Raw genomic sequence first — 15101 nt, 5'->3', positions numbered from 1 at the left:
TCCCTCCTTCTCAGCAGTCATGTTGCTTTACACTTAAAGCATGGTTCATTTTTCTCAGAAAACAAGGTTTCCACGTAAAAAAACAACACTCGATATGTGCTCAATAGCACAAAATAGGTGAATACCAGAGAAGCAACATCTTTAACGCACCAATAGTGAAAAGCTAAATTGCAACTTTGCCGATTAGGTCTAGACTCTTCCAGGCGTATAATTTCCTCCGTCCTTCAATCAGAAACAGGAGAAACCGTTAATGACCAAGAGAGAGAGAATTGTGAAGTCTGTGTTAGCGCACGTACCGAAAGATGCGATTAACCAGTTTATCTCTCGAGGGTCAACGCCAGTATCGGTTTTGTTAATGGCCGCGATCGTAGGCATCCTTGCAGGCCTTGTAGGAACTTACTTTGAACATGCCGTTCACCTTGTTTCAGAAACTCGTACTGAATGGTTAAAGAGTGAGATAGGTAACATACTTCCACTATGGCTAGCCGCGGTATTGATCAGTGCTTTTCTTGCTTTTGTCGGCTACTTTCTTGTTCACCGTTTTGCTCCCGAAGCCGCTGGTTCAGGCATTCCTGAAATTGAAGGCGCTATGGATAACATCCGCCCGGTCCGTTGGTGGCGTGTTTTACCCGTTAAGTTTTTTGGCGGTATGGGTGCGCTAGGCTCAGGTATGGTGTTAGGTCGTGAAGGCCCTACGGTGCAAATGGGTGGTGCAGTTGGCCGTATGGTCACCGACATATTCCGAGTAAAGGATGATGATACTCGCCACTCTCTGCTAGCTTCTGGCGCAGCTGGCGGGTTAGCAGCAGCGTTTAATGCACCGTTAGCCGGTATCATGTTTGTCGTTGAGGAGATGCGACCTCAATTTCGCTATTCGTTAATTTCCATTCGCGCAGTGATCATCTCAGCCATTATGGCCAATATTGTGTTTCGAGCAATTAATGGCCAGGACGCTGTGATCACAATGCCTCAGTACCAGCCACCAGCGCTACAATCACTGTGGTTGTTTCTGCTTCTTGGTGCTCTATTTGGCGTATTCGGGGTTATCTTCAATAAACTGATCACCATTGCTCAGGATAGTTTTGTCGCCATTCATAAAAACGACCGTAAGCGTTATCTTATTACAGGTTCTATTTTGGGTGGCGTTTTCGGCTTGTTGCTCTTATACGTCCCGCAGTTGACTGGTGGCGGCATCGCGATCATCCCCGATATAACCAATGGAAACTACTCAATCACGCTGTTGGTGTTGTTATTCGTTGGCCGTGTGGTTACGACATTACTCTGTTTCGGCTCTGGTGCTCCGGGAGGCATCTTCGCCCCGATGCTTGCTCTTGGCACCTTATTTGGTTATGCATTTGGTGCGAGTGCCGAAGTGTTACTGCCTACCCTCACTATTGAGCCAGGGATGTTTGCTATCGCAGGCATGGGCGCTTTATTCGCAGCAACCGTACGCGCTCCAATCACAGGTATTCTGCTGGTTATCGAGATGACCAATAACTACTACCTTATTTTACCGCTTATCATTACCTGTCTTGGTGCGGTGATTATCGCGCAGTTACTTGGCGGACAACCAATATACAGCCAATTACTTCGTCGTACGCTTAAAAATGACAAGCTGCGCCAGCAAGATCTCCCTGAAAATCAGGCTTCCTAAACGTTCACTTATCTCCACGCTCCAAATAATCTTATAATCAAAAGCATTATTTGGAGCGGTTAATCTTCTCCTTTTACATCTTTTCCCAAATATTCGATACCAAACTCACAAAGTTGCTATTCTCTAGCTGTTACTTGCTAGCTTTATGAGTAACGGCGAATAAAACTTGCTAGTATTCGCGCCTGATAGAGTCATTATTCCATGACTTTTCGCTTACTTGATATCCCTACCAGTAACTCAATGCTTAGATAAATGCTGGAATTGGTATTTTACCTATCCTGATAAATAGGCATTAAAGAGAGTTGTCAGACAAAACGTTTTCATCAAACCTAGTAGGGATTATCGTTTGATTAGAACAGCATCGTTTCGGAGTAGATTTGAACTGGAGAAGACTTGTACAGTTTTATAGTGTCCCGCCCTCTCAGGCAGCGTTGGCACTCGGTATTATTGGTTTAGGGCAAGCCTGGGCGCTTTACGTTCCAGATATCGGTGAACCAATTCGACCATTTCTCTCGACACTTGGGGCGTTATTACTTGCTCCGGTTCTGATCAAGTATGCGACCAATCCTCGCCTGTTCATAAAAGATATTCGCCATCCATTAAGCGGGAGTTTAATGGCACCGATGAGTATGGCACTGCTTATCCTGACCGATTACCTGGCATCAGTTTCAACAATTATTGCTTATCCACTCTGGTTTATGGCGCTTTTGCTCCACTTTTCAATGATGGTGCTTTTTTTCGGTTTTCAACTGACCAACTTTAAAATGTCGAATATTGTTCCCAGCTGGTTCTTATACCCTGTAGGGATCATCAGTAGCTCGCTGGCCGGCTCTCAATTTGGACATAATGTGTTCTCAGAAACTGTCGCCCTGATGTGCATCGGCATTTATTTCTTTATGTTGCCGCTGGTTTTATACCGTTTAGTCTTTTTTGGATCTCTGCCACGACAAGCCAGGCCAACACTCGCGATTATGGCAGCACCCGTTAACTTATCTCTCGCGGCCTATTTGGTAAACTTCCCAACACCAGACCCTATCCTTACTGGTGCATTAGCCGGCATCGCCATTACGATGACGTTACTGATTTACCTGTGCTACTTCCGCCTCATGAGATTAAAGTTCCAACCGTCCATCGCAGCGGTGACGTTTCCTTCCGTCATCAGTGCAATTGCCATGCATCGATTAACCACCTTTTTCGCACAATCACACCCACAATGGCATTGGCTGCATGACTTTGGCTTTTTCGAGCTGAGCATCGCGACCGTACTCGTGGTTTGGGTGTCTGCAGGATACGTGAGGATGTACTGGCCAGAAATTATCAGCTCTCGTTCTAAACAAGCATAAAAAAAGGATGGCGTCGGCCATCCTTTTTCCTTTGATTCGGTTTATCGTAACCCGTGCAGAAATTCAGCACGGGTTGCAGGGTTGCTCTTGAAGATCCCCCCCAGCGCTGTTGTTGTCGTTTCACTGGTCGCATCCATCACACCACGTGATTTAACGCAGTAATGTGTCGCATCAAGAGTCACAGCCACATCGTCAGATTCCAACAGCGTTTGTAATGCAATTAAGATCTGCTGTGTCATGCGCTCCTGCACCTGTGGACGCTGCGCAAAGAAGCGAACAATTCGGTTTATCTTCGACAGACCAATGATTTTACCGCGAGGGATATAAGCAACGGCAGCTTTGCCATCGATCGTGACAAGATGGTGCTCACAAGTGCTGGTCACAGTGATATCTTTAACACGAACCATTTCACTGACGTTCATCTTGTTTTCGATAACGGTGATTTTAGGAAAGTTAGAATAATCCAGACCAGAGAAAATTTCGTCCACATACATTTTTGCAATGCGGTGTGGTGTTTCTTCTAAACTGTCATCCGTAAGGTCAAGCTGAAGGAGGCCTAAGATCTCACGCATGTGGTACTCGATCTTTTCCTTTTTCTCTTCACGGCTTACGTTATTAGGACGCATTGGCGTTTCTAATCCACGTTGCTCTAGCGCTTCTTTTACTAACTTCGCTGACTCGCTAAGACCTGACATTACACTTCCTCTTTCATAACTGCCGCTCTCAGATTGAAACACATTTCTCTTTGATTCATTCCGTTTGCGCTTCGGTCGCTCAGTTTAGTGATTGATAACCAAAACACTTAAAAAGAATAGACTGAGCGGTTTCTCTCACTCCACGAGGCGTTTTACCTCTTTTGGATGGTCGACAAGGATACTCGGATTTTTGAATAATTACACCCATATTTTATCGGTGGACATTTGTAAACCGAATGACTATGAGATGTTTGATTCAGAGCGTCCCAAGTTATTTGGGTGTACCACACTATCAACGACTCTTTTATGATAAAGTTGCCTCAAAACATAAGAACATAGGATACTCTCAATGGGCTGCTGCGACGCACCTGGCTTGATGCCAATTGAAGAAGCGATGGAGAAAATGCTATCGCAAATCAAACCAATCCAAACAACGCTGTCTCTTCCACTCGCCGAAGCTTTGGGTTTTGTACTTGCCGAAGACATTTTATCTCCAATTCATGTGCCGCCATTCGACAACTCAGCGATGGATGGATACGCAATTCGTATCCAGGATCTGGAGACGTCAACAGTGTTGCCTTTAGCTGGAAAGTCATTTGCAGGCCAGCCTTTTGAAGGTGAGTGGCCGCACGGTACCTGTGTTCGTATCATGACCGGCGCACAGATCCCGCAAGGCTGTGATGCCGTCATCATGCAAGAAAACACCGAAGTCACGGATTCTGGTATCCAGTTCAATCAAACCGATGTTGAGCCGCAAAACAATATTCGCCCTACAGGTGATGACATCAAACAGGGTGACATCGTACTTGCCAAAGGCGCGCGTCTGACACCTCGTGATATTCCGATGATTGCCTCTTTAGGTGTCAGTCATGTGACAGTGGTACGAAAGCCGAAAGTTGCCTTTTTCTCTACCGGTGACGAGCTCAAACCATTGGGTGAGCCACTTGAAGCAGGTCAAATCTACGACAGCAACCGTTACGGTATAAAACCGCTGATTGAGAACTTTGGTTGTGAGCCAGTAGACCTAGGTATCGTTCCAGATTGTCCAGAAACCCTTAAAGCGACATTTGAGCAAGCACAAACACTGGCTGATGTGGTTGTTACCTCTGGCGGTGTGAGTGTGGGCGAAGCCGACTACACCAAAGATATTCTCGAAGAGCTTGGGGAAATTGGCTTCTGGAAGCTGGCGATCAAACCGGGTAAACCCTTTGCTTTTGGTAAACTTTCCACGGCATGGTTTTGTGGGCTTCCTGGCAATCCGGTTTCGTCAATGATGACGATGTACGTATTAGTGCAACCGATGCTGGCAAAATTAGCTGGCCACACCGAATGGCAAGAACCGTTATCCATCCCTGCTGTCACTAAGACTGCTTTTAAGAAAGTACCGGGACGAGCGGACTACCAACGCGGAATCTATTCGCTAGAAAACGGCAAGTTCGTCGTAGAAACAACAGGAAACCAAAGCTCCGGAGCATTCCGCTCAATGAGTTTAGCCAATTGCTTTGTTGTGCTGGAGCGCGAACGTGGCCGGGTTGAGATTGGTGAGACCGTGAACATCCAACTGTTCAACTCAACACTTTACTAGGATTGCATTGTGGATATTCTTTCGGATCAAGAGATGCTGCGCTACAACCGTCAGATCATCCTGCGCCAGTTTGATTTTGACGGACAGGAAGCGCTTAAGCAGAGCTCAGTGCTGATTCTTGGTGCTGGCGGGCTGGGTTGTGCGTCGAGCCAGTACCTTGCTACTGCTGGTGTGGGCAAGCTGACGTTAGTTGATGATGACATTGTTGAGCTTTCTAACCTGCAGCGTCAGGTGCTGCATCATGATGCGGATATCGGCCGTAAGAAAGTAGATTCTGCCTGCGACGCATTACGAGAGCTTAATCCTCACATAGAACTTGGGACCATTGATAAACGTCTTGATGACGCTGAAATGCTAGCGTTGATTGAGCAGCACACCCTTGTAGTGGATGCATCAGATAACGTCGATACACGTAATCAGCTCAACCGCCTTTGCTTCGCGACCAAAACGCCTTTAGTCTCCGGCGCAGCAATACGTATGGAAGGTCAGGTAAGTGTATTCACCTACGACGACCCAGCCCAACCGTGTTACCAGTGCTTAAGTGCTCTGTTTGGCAGTGATGCGTTGAGCTGTGTAGAGGCAGGTGTTATGGCACCAGTGGTTGGTATTGTCGGCGCAGTGCAAGCGATGGAAGCAATCAAAGTGATCGCGAATTATGGTCGGCCAATAAAAGGCAAGATACTCATACTTGACGCCCTAAGCATGTCCTGGCGAGAGATGAATTTAATGAAAATGCCATCTTGCCCGGTATGCAATTAACCTAACGACACGTAAAAGCTCAACACTCCGTTGAGCTTTTTACTTTGTGGTGGAATCCATTTTAGCGCAAAAGCGACATCCCGCTTTGAACAGACAATTCTTTTATTGTAAAACAGTCATACGATTCACGTTTAATGCGCGGAACCAACCTTGGACAATCCAAAGCACTACATCCTGGTTTTAGTCAGCTTAGTCGCGCTGCTGCTTGTCCTATGGTTAAACGCCTCAAAGACAGAGAAAACCGTAACTGCAAAAGTAATCAGTAACACGTTAACAAAGTCGTTAGACGGTCAGCGTCGTTATCTGACCATCAATTCACCAGAGACTGGCCAGCAACGCGTTTCGGTTCCAGCTTCGGCCTCCTGCCCAGTTGGTTCAACCGTGACATTAAGCCGAGCCACAGAAACAACCATCGAGCAGTCATTCTCTTTTGTAAGCTGCGAATAGAGTATCTCAAAGCCATTTGGTATTTATAATAAGGATTTAACCATGCAGACATTGATTGACACAACAGAACTCAGTGCCCTATTAGGTCAACCCAATGTGAAAGTTTTGGATGCGAGTATTAGTTTCCAAATCCCTTCAGAAGGAAAGAAAATCACCGATAAGTGGATTCCTGGGTCACTGAGATTCGACTATGACAATGACTTTTGTCTGCCAGGCTCCACGTTGCCACATATGATGCCAACTGAAGAGGGTTTTAATGCCAGTGCACAACAACTTGGTCTGCACAAAGACGACCTTATTGTCGTCTACGACAACTCTGGTACGCTCGCTTCACCCCGAGCATGGTGGATGTTCAAAGCGATGGGACACGATAACGTAAAAGTGCTCAATGGTGGGTTACCTGCGTGGATCGCGTCAGGCTTACCCGTCGCAGATTCACTCTCTGCACCGACTGAACAAGGTACATTTGTCGGGGCTTTATTAGAAGACGCATTTTTAGACGCGCAAACCGTACTTGAACACTCAAACAACCAAAGCGCCAATATCATTGATGCTCGTTCACGAGCCCGCTTTTTGGGTGAAGTGCCAGAACCACGCGCAGGCCTTCGCAGCGGACGCATTCCAGCCTCGATCTGCTTGCCATTTCAGGAGCTGATGACCGATGGTCGCATCAAGCCCGTTTCTGAGTTGGAGCAAGTGTTCAGTGAACTGGCCCTACAAGACGATAAGCGTCTCGTTTTCAGTTGTGGTTCAGGCGTCACTGCCTGCATTTTGTTATTAGCAGCGCATCAACTGGGCATACGCAATGTGTCTGTGTATGACGGTTCTTGGACAGAATGGGGCTCGAGCCTTCACTTACCAGTTGAAATTTAGGTTTAAAAGGTAAGTTTTAATCACTGCCGTCATTCCAGCGAGCCATAGCGAGACTAGGAATCTAACATCAGAGTGTTGAGAAGTTTTATGAATTGCCCTGGTAACAAAGCGCTAGGGGAGTAGATTCTGAATCTCGCTCGTACCTCGCCGTTCAGAATGACCGGGTGGTTTGAACTTGTCGCTCGCTGCTAAGCGAGCGACATAACTCAATTAAAGACGTTTTTAGTCTGTTTTACCCTGTGGGTTTATCATCACTGACGGATCATGATGCCTGAGAAGCTGGCTCATCCGGCTGACGATAGTTAATCAGACAAATGATGACGATCACGGCCAGTGCCACCAGTCGATAGATGTCCGACATAAACAGCACACCTAACGCCATCACCAGTAAAACAGCACGTTGCCACTGTTGTAATGGCGCGAACAGGCGTCCTTCGATACCACCTGCGAAAGCGACAAACAGGCTGATTGTCGAAATCACACCAATAACGAAGTGCATCGGTTCACCATCAATCCAGATTAGACCAGAAAAGGCCATCATTGCCGGAATGAGGAAGAAACCCTGAGCGAGCTTAAATGCCTGAACCGCAGAACGCATTGGTGACGCATTCGCAATCCCTGCCCCGGCAAATGCAGCTAGTGCAATTGGTGGCGTCACGTTTGAAGTCTGTGATAGCCAGAACACAATCATATGCGCCGTCAGAACGCCGAGCCCAAAGTCCATCAGTGCTGGCACAGCCATGATTGATAAAACAATGTAGGCCGCCGTTACAGGTAACCCCATACCTAACACTACCGCAGCAACCGCTATAAGTGCTAATACCGACCACAAGTAGCCTCCCGACATAGCAATCAGGAACTGAGTAAACTGAAGACCAATCCCCGTCTGACCAACAACACCTACTACAATACCGGCAGTTGCACAGGCGACAGAAATTGGGATGGCGAGAAACGCACCTTCTCTCAAGCCTTCGATAAACAGTTTTACTGTAATACGGCTATGCTTACGCGTCATAGCCGCAAGTAGGATTGCCACACACCCGATAACGCCGACGAGCACTGGAGAGTAACTCATCATCAGCAATGCGGTGATGAGGATAAGCGGCAGCAAATAGTGCCAGCCATCTTTCAACACCTTAGAAATCTGCTCGGTCACAGACATCCCCTGGAGGCCCAGCTTACAGGCCATCAGGTGTACATAAAGCAAGGTACAGGCAAAATACAAAATCGCCGGTGCAATCGAGACCAATAAAATGTCGCTGTATGGGATACCGGTAAACTGCGCCATGACGAACGCGCCCGCCCCCATAACTGGCGGCATGATCTGCCCCCCCGTCGATGCTGCCGCCTCGATCCCTGCAGCTTGCTCAGGCTTATAGCCGAGCTTTTTCATCATTGGTATGGTTAATGCGCCCGTCGTTACGGTGTTTGCAATCGCCGACCCAGAAATGGAGCCAAGCGCTGCAGAGGCGACCACACTCGCTTTAGCTGGACCACCTCGGTATTTGCCAGCCAACGCAAATGCCATATCAATAAAGAACTGGCCTGCCCCCGTGACCTGCAAAAAAGCGCCAAACAGAACGAACATAAAGACCACACCAGCAGCAATGGCAAGTGGCGCACCATAGACACCATTGGTCGAATAGATGTGGAAGCGAACAATCTCTTCTACAGAGAACCCTTTACTCGCCACGTTATCCGGTAATACATCACCAAACATGGCGTAGGCTAAGAATAGCGCAGCGATCGCTACCATCACGAGCCCGACTGTACGCCTTGTCGCTTCTAATAACATGACAATCAAGACGACGCCAGCCAGTTGTTCAGTCGTTCCTAGCCCATCAAGCAGAAAGCTAATGTCGTCGTAGTCGAACAGAGCAATGGTGGTTGAAGCCCAACACGTTAGCGCAACGAGAACAAAATCAATCACTCTTCCTGTCAGGTAAACGGGTACAGAATGTCGGGACTTGAAGGTTGGGTAAACCAAGAAAGCAATCGCTAAGACCCAACTAACGTGAACTGGGCGAAATACTGGCGCCGATAGGCTGGCAACAATACCCTGCCAAACTTGAAAGACAGATAAAGCGATAGCCGCAACGGCGGCTATCGAGAGTATCACGTCGGTAATTTTCTGGTTACTCGGATGAATCTGACTCATCACTTACTCCATGTAACTTTATCTCAATCCACTTAAGCAATTGTTCATCAGATCAAATTGAAAACTGACAAGTGCCGCCATGGATTGATTTTACTTCTTTAATACGAATTACTTGGTTTGTTCCTGAAAGTATTTCTCAGAACCTGGGTGTAGAGGAACACCATCCAGTTTGGTCATGTTTTCGATAGTCGTGAACTTAGTTACGCCCAGTACCTGACGAATCTCGTCGATATGTTCAAAGGTCGTTTTTGTCATCTCATAAGCCATATCTTCGCTCATGTTTTTATTCACAACCAAAACGTTCCAAACCGCTGGCACCTTGAATGCTGGCACTTTGTTGTAGGCATCAGCAGGTACATCAAGCTCTAGATAAGAAGGGTAATCTGCCGCAATTTTCTTCAGCTCTTCATCGCTGAAACTTAGTACGCGAATGTCACGAGTCAGAGCCAGTTCTGTGATTGCACCTACACCGACACTACCAACGATAACACCTGCATCAATCTGGTTGTTCGCGATAGCACTGGTGGTTGCAGTGTAGTTCAAAGACTGAGCTTTGATGTCGTCTTCTGTCACACCCAATGTGTTAAGGATATTGATCGCACTTACACGAGTGCCTGAGCCAGGAGCACCAAGAGAAACGCGCTTGCCTTTGAGATCAGCAACAGATTTGATGTCAGAGTTAGCAGGCACAATGAACTGCACTGCATTTGGATAAAGCGCAAACAGAACCGCAACGTCCATTTTACGAGGGAATGGTTTCGTACCTTCATAAGCTTGAAGAACAACGTTACCCTGAGCAATGCCTGCCAACTGTTTGTTTGTAGACACTTTAATCGTGTTTTCAACGGAGGCCGCTGTGACTTCAGCGCGCATATTGAAATCAGATAGATTCTCACTCCAGATCTTCGCCAACATGCCACCTAGCGGGTAATAAGTACCACTCTGACTGCCGGTACCAATAGTGTAATTTTCTGCCATGGTTGAAGCCGAAAATACGACAGCAAGTGCCACTAACCCATTCCTTAGTGCTTGGTACATAAATGCTCCTTGTTCTTTTAGATTGGTTGTTATAGCCAAATAACCTTCGATGCTCAGACACGGACGCAACTGTGTTCCGAACTCTGTAATTTGAAGTCATTTGGATATACTTCATAAAGTTATGGTGTGCTCAGGGAGAAATAGCAAACGAGAATGAGATGAAATGAGAGCTTTGTGCGCTATTTGTGTGCTACTCAGACACGGATTGAAACTTTTCCCTGTAATCTATATCAGCCAGAAACCGTGGGAGAACACGACTAAAAACCTGACTGAATTCGCAACAAAACAATGAGAATTGTTCTTCCTCCCTACCCTGGAGAACTGCGAGTGCGAGCTAATATTTATATACTTTGCTTCAATTTGCAATCTTAAAAAATGCAGCCCTCAACCGATTTTATTCCACCAGAGAGAGTAAGGCATAAGTTTCACCAATAAGCATTGTTACATTTAAAATCAATATATTATGCTTTTATTACTGTTTTAAATATCATTAAAACAGTGATTGAAAATGGAGCAAACAAAAAAGCTCAAATGAATACAAAATCATCAAAAAAGAATAACAAACCAACAGTACAACAGACTGTTTTGATTAAAGATTGCTTGGTTTTGACGTGCTACTAGGCTGCGAGTGATTGACCAACACCCGCAACCCCATTGCATCAATTACACATTAAACTTCTGATGTTGCTTTACCATGCATTTGCTCATCGAGGTTGAGTACGGTTAACGCGTTACTTACACTGGTCGCGATGACATCAATTGCGCCGGTTCTTAATGCCCCAAGTAAAGCGAGTGGTTTACTGTTTTCGGCGGCAATAGCGATTACTTCAGAAACCGAACGAAACTCATCAATGCCAAGACCAATGATTCGATCACTCATGACAGTCTTTGCAGATGCGCCATTTATATCGAAAAAATCGTAACCTGCGAAGTCACCTACCACACCTTGCATCATACGTGACTGCACTACCTCTTCAGCGGTAAACCAACCGAGGTCGACCATGTAGCTGTTCTCACTCATGTCACCAATGCCGACTAAAGCCACATCAGCTTTACGTGCAAGATCCAAAGTCTGCTTTACGGTTGCGTTTTGCATAAAAGCGAGTTTCTGCTCTCGGTTTTCTGCGTAAGCCGGTGCGTATAAGGTCTCTGATGTTCCGCCATAGCTTTTCGCAAACTGACGGCAAATATGGTCGGCGTTAAACATGCCGCCACGTGGGTGGATACCGCCAATACCACAAACAAACTTCACATCCTTTTGTGGAATAACGCCGACATGGTGCGCGACTGCTGATACGTTACGGCCTTGGCCCACGGTTACCACCGTGCCATTTTGTAGCGTATTCGCCATGTACTTAGATACCAACCCCGCGACTTGCAACCTTTGCTGCTCCTCACTTGGCTGGTCTAACGCGACCAAGGCGCGCTTTACGCCAAAACGTTCGATCAGTCTTTGCTCAATCTTAGCGCTAAATACCGGGTGATATTTAACTGTGATCTCCACAATACCTTCATCTCTGGCCTGCTTTAGCATTCTTCCCACTTTAGCGCGGGAGACAGCAAACTTTTTCGAGATCTCTTCTTGCGTCGCTCCATCCTGGTAGTAGGCCACCGAGATTTCAGTCAGAAGATCGGTACTTTCATCAGATACATCGTTAATAGATTTACTCATATTCAACCTGATTTGTATTTTATCTGTGCTCTTTACTCGAGCAAATACTCAACACTATTACAAGCGCTCACAGGCGTAGCATATGTCACACCCATGCCTCACTTCAACATTTGCTCATCACAAAAACAAATTCTCAGCTTAAGTACAGACCTTATTAATCCCCTTATAAGCCATATTCTATATAGGCAAACGTTTATTTATGTAACGTTGAGAGAGGGATGGAAAAAATAATTGATGAATGTCACTTTCCCCCCAGATCAACAATTGACTTTTCGCACAGTTCAGATAATTATGGAGCCATCATTTACTCAACGTTAGAGCAAATGTTCACGACAAATGTTCAAACGCTGAAAAGTTAAAAGTTAGCGAGCAGAGCAGATTTCTACTTCCGCTGGCTAACGCGCTTGCAATTGCACTTTTCATACTGAAAGAAAAGTATGAGCCCAATGAAATAGGATGATCGGAATGAGCAACAAATTAGAGCAACTTCGTAAACTGACGACTGTAGTCGCTGACACTGGTGAAATCGAAGCAATCAAAAAATACCAGCCAGAAGACGCAACAACTAACCCTTCTCTTATTCTGAAAGCCGCTCAAATTGCTGAGTACGCACCTCTAATCGATGCTTCAATCGAGTACGCTAAAGCACAGAGCGACGACAAAGCTCAACAAGTTCAAGATACTTGTGACATGCTTGCAGTAAGCATCGGTAAAGAAATCCTAAAAACTATCCCTGGCCGTATCTCTACAGAAGTTGACGCACGTCTTTCTTACGATATGGAAGGCAGCGTAGCAAAAGCGCGTCAGCTAGTTAAAATGTATAACGATGCTGGCATCTCTAACGACCGCATCCTTATCAAACTAGCGTCTACGTGGGAAGGTATCCGCGCAGCAGAAATCCTAGAAAAAGAAGGCATCAACTGTAACCTGACGCTTCTATTCTCATTCGCTCAGGCACGCGCATGTGCTGAAGCTGGCGTATTCCTGATCTCTCCATTCGTTGGTCGTATCATGGACTGGTACAAAGCGAAAGAAGGTCGTGACTTCGAAGCTTCAGAAGATCCAGGCGTACTGTCTGTCACTAAGATCTACGACTACTACAAAGCGTACGGCTACGAAACAGTAGTAATGGGCGCAAGCTTCCGTAACATCGGTGAGATCCTAGAGCTAGCAGGCTGTGACCGTCTGACTATCGCTCCAGCTCTACTTGCAGAGCTAGAAGCAGCTGAAGGTGAAGTGGTTGAGAAACTTGTTGACTCTAAAGGCACGCAAGAGCGTCCTGCGCCTATGACTCACTCTGAGTTCCTATGGGATCACAACCAAGACCCAATGGCGGTAGAGAAGCTGGCGGAAGGCATCCGCAACTTCGCAATTGACCAAGGCAAACTTGAAGACATGATCGCAGCGAAACTGTAATCGCACAGAATCACAAGAGGGGAACGTTTGCGTTCCCCTCTTAATTTTCCTTTCTTAGAATTTAAACTATTCGGTAACTATTATGGATCGTAAGCAATTAGCAAATGCAATCCGTGCGCTAAGCATGGATGGTGTTCAACAAGCTAACTCTGGTCACCCAGGTGCACCTATGGGTATGGCTGACATCGCTGAAGTTCTTTGGCGCTCTCACCTAAACCACAACCCAGCCAACCCAGAATGGGCTGATCGCGACCGTTTTGTACTTTCAAATGGTCATGGTTCAATGTTGATTTACTCGCTACTACACCTAACGGGTTACGAGCTATCAATCGATGATCTGAAAAACTTCCGTCAGCTTCATTCAAAAACTCCGGGCCACCCAGAGTACGGTTACGCGCCGGGCATTGAGACAACAACAGGTCCTCTAGGCCAAGGCATTACTAACGCTGTTGGTATGGCAATGGCTGAAAAAGCACTGGCTGCACAGTTCAACAAAGAAGGCCACGAGATCGTAGACCACTTCACTTATGCATTCATGGGTGATGGCTGTCTGATGGAAGGTATCTCTCACGAGGCATGTTCTCTTGCGGGTACTCTAGGTCTAGGTAAACTGATCGCATTCTGGGATGATAACGGCATCTCTATCGATGGCCATCTTGAAGGTTGGTTCTCGGACGATACGCCTAAGCGTTTTGAAGCGTACGGCTGGCACGTAATCCCAGCGGTAGATGGTCACGATCCTGAAGCGATCAACGCTGCTATTGAAGCGGCAAAAGCAGACCCTCGCCCTACGCTAATCTGTACTAAGACAATCATCGGTTTTGGTTCTCCAAACAAGTCGGGCTCTCATGACTGTCACGGTGCACCTCTAGGTGCAGAAGAAATCACAGCAACACGTAAAGAACTAGGTTGGGAGTACGGTCCTTTTGAAATACCGCAGGAAATCTACGCAGAATGGTCAGCGATCGAGACAGGCACAGCTAAGGAAGCAGCGTGGAACGAGAAATTTGCAGCTTATGAAGCAGCGTACCCTGAGCTGGCAGCTGAATTTAAACGCCGCGTAAACGGTGAGCTACCTGCACAGTGGGAAGAGAAAGCAAACCAAATCATTGCCGATCTTCAAGCTAACCCAGCCAACATTGCGTCACGTAAAGCCTCTCAAAATGCGTTAGAAGCGTTTGGTCAAATGCTTCCTGAATTCATGGGTGGCTCTGCTGACCTTGCTCCTTCAAACCTAACTATGTGGTCTGGCTCTAAATCTCTAGAAGCAGAAGACTTCTCAGGTAACTACATCCACTACGGTGTTCGCGAGTTCGGTATGACAGCGATCATGAACGGTATCGCGTTACACGGCGGTTTCGTTCCTTACGGCGCAACATTCCTAATGTTCATGGAATACGCTCGTAACGCGATGCGCATGGCTGCTCTGATGAAAGTTCAGAACATCCAGGTTTACACGCA

The 15101-nt window shown here is 46.6% G+C and carries 12 protein-coding genes; 8 read left to right on the top strand and 4 right to left on the bottom strand.

The annotated features are described in order from the left end of the window. Window positions 1-250 precede the first annotated feature (250 nt). Window positions 251-1654 carry a H(+)/Cl(-) exchange transporter ClcA gene (gene clcA, locus RXX31_RS16050; protein ID WP_317590596.1) on the top strand — a complete coding sequence of 468 codons (1404 nt, stop codon included), beginning with the start codon at window positions 251-253 and terminating at the stop codon, window positions 1652-1654. A 377-nt stretch (window positions 1655-2031) separates the two neighbouring features. Then, window positions 2032-2997 (top strand): TDT family transporter, encoded by a 966-nt coding sequence (locus RXX31_RS16045; RefSeq protein WP_317590595.1) that lies wholly within the window; start codon window positions 2032-2034, stop codon window positions 2995-2997. Between the two features lie 41 nt (window positions 2998-3038). Here RXX31_RS16045 and folE read toward each other — a convergent pair whose 3' ends face one another. Further along, on the bottom strand, window positions 3039-3692 hold the full coding sequence (gene folE, locus RXX31_RS16040) for a GTP cyclohydrolase I FolE (RefSeq protein WP_317590594.1): 654 nt from the start codon (window positions 3690-3692) through the stop codon (window positions 3039-3041). 349 nt (window positions 3693-4041) lie between these two features. On the opposite strand from folE, the gene moeA reads away from it, so the two are divergent. From moeA to RXX31_RS16020, 4 genes are all read left to right on the top strand, one after another. Then, window positions 4042-5277 (top strand): molybdopterin molybdotransferase MoeA, encoded by a 1236-nt coding sequence (gene moeA, locus RXX31_RS16035; RefSeq protein WP_317590592.1) that lies wholly within the window; start codon window positions 4042-4044, stop codon window positions 5275-5277. Between the two features lie 9 nt (window positions 5278-5286). Further along, the gene (moeB, locus tag RXX31_RS16030; protein ID WP_317590591.1) at window positions 5287-6036 is read left to right on the top strand and encodes a molybdopterin-synthase adenylyltransferase MoeB; all 750 of its coding nucleotides are present in this window, start codon (window positions 5287-5289) and stop codon (window positions 6034-6036) included. 150 nt (window positions 6037-6186) lie between these two features. Continuing rightward, complete coding sequence (locus RXX31_RS16025; RefSeq protein ID WP_317590589.1) at window positions 6187-6483, top strand: hypothetical protein; 297 nt, start codon at window positions 6187-6189, stop codon at window positions 6481-6483. Window positions 6484-6525: 42 nt separating this feature from the next. After that, window positions 6526-7356, top strand: a complete 831-nt coding sequence (locus RXX31_RS16020; RefSeq protein WP_317590587.1) for a sulfurtransferase — start codon at window positions 6526-6528, stop codon at window positions 7354-7356. 262 nt (window positions 7357-7618) lie between these two features. On the opposite strand, the gene RXX31_RS16015 is transcribed toward RXX31_RS16020, so the two are convergent. The 3 genes from RXX31_RS16015 to RXX31_RS16005 form a co-directional block, all read right to left on the bottom strand. After that, on the bottom strand, window positions 7619-9514 hold the full coding sequence (locus tag RXX31_RS16015) for a TRAP transporter fused permease subunit (protein WP_317590586.1): 1896 nt from the start codon (window positions 9512-9514) through the stop codon (window positions 7619-7621). Window positions 9515-9622: 108 nt separating this feature from the next. Continuing rightward, complete coding sequence (locus RXX31_RS16010) at window positions 9623-10552, bottom strand: TAXI family TRAP transporter solute-binding subunit (protein ID WP_317590585.1); 930 nt, start codon at window positions 10550-10552, stop codon at window positions 9623-9625. A gap of 670 nt (window positions 10553-11222) precedes the next feature. Beyond that, window positions 11223-12224 (bottom strand): sugar-binding transcriptional regulator, encoded by a 1002-nt coding sequence (locus RXX31_RS16005; protein WP_317590583.1) that lies wholly within the window; start codon window positions 12222-12224, stop codon window positions 11223-11225. A gap of 465 nt (window positions 12225-12689) precedes the next feature. On the opposite strand from RXX31_RS16005, the gene tal reads away from it, so the two are divergent. Together tal and tkt are read left to right on the top strand one after the other, a co-directional pair. Next, entirely contained in the window at window positions 12690-13640 is a 951-nt protein-coding gene (gene tal / locus RXX31_RS16000) for a transaldolase (RefSeq protein ID WP_317590582.1), read from the top strand. Between the two features lie 82 nt (window positions 13641-13722). Then, a partial coding sequence (gene tkt, locus RXX31_RS15995; RefSeq protein WP_317590581.1) for a transketolase occupies window positions 13723-15101 on the top strand: 1379 nt, incomplete at its 3' end.

Origin of the sequence: Vibrio sp. EA2, from assembly GCF_033042495.1 — a bacterium.
In the GTDB taxonomy this organism is placed as follows: Bacteria; Pseudomonadota; Gammaproteobacteria; order Enterobacterales; family Vibrionaceae; genus Vibrio.
The sequence above is the reverse complement of the archived record's forward strand: the minus strand, read 5'-3'. Positions and strand labels throughout refer to the sequence as shown.

What these genes read in the sequence shown, in the direction of transcription:
- clcA (WP_317590596.1), top strand. Translation starts at nt 251, where the DNA reads ATGACCAAGAGAGAGAGAATTGTGAAGTCTGTGTTAGCGCACGTACCG.
- folE (WP_317590594.1), bottom strand. Translation starts at nt 3,692, where the DNA reads ATGTCAGGTCTTAGCGAGTCAGCGAAGTTAGTAAAAGAAGCGCTAGAG.
- moeA (WP_317590592.1), top strand. Translation starts at nt 4,042, where the DNA reads ATGGGCTGCTGCGACGCACCTGGCTTGATGCCAATTGAAGAAGCGATG.
- RXX31_RS16020 (WP_317590587.1), top strand. Translation starts at nt 6,526, where the DNA reads ATGCAGACATTGATTGACACAACAGAACTCAGTGCCCTATTAGGTCAA.
- RXX31_RS16015 (WP_317590586.1), bottom strand. Translation starts at nt 9,514, where the DNA reads ATGAGTCAGATTCATCCGAGTAACCAGAAAATTACCGACGTGATACTC.
- RXX31_RS16010 (WP_317590585.1), bottom strand. Translation starts at nt 10,552, where the DNA reads ATGTACCAAGCACTAAGGAATGGGTTAGTGGCACTTGCTGTCGTATTT.
- RXX31_RS16005 (WP_317590583.1), bottom strand. Translation starts at nt 12,224, where the DNA reads ATGAGTAAATCTATTAACGATGTATCTGATGAAAGTACCGATCTTCTG.
- tal (WP_317590582.1), top strand. Translation starts at nt 12,690, where the DNA reads ATGAGCAACAAATTAGAGCAACTTCGTAAACTGACGACTGTAGTCGCT.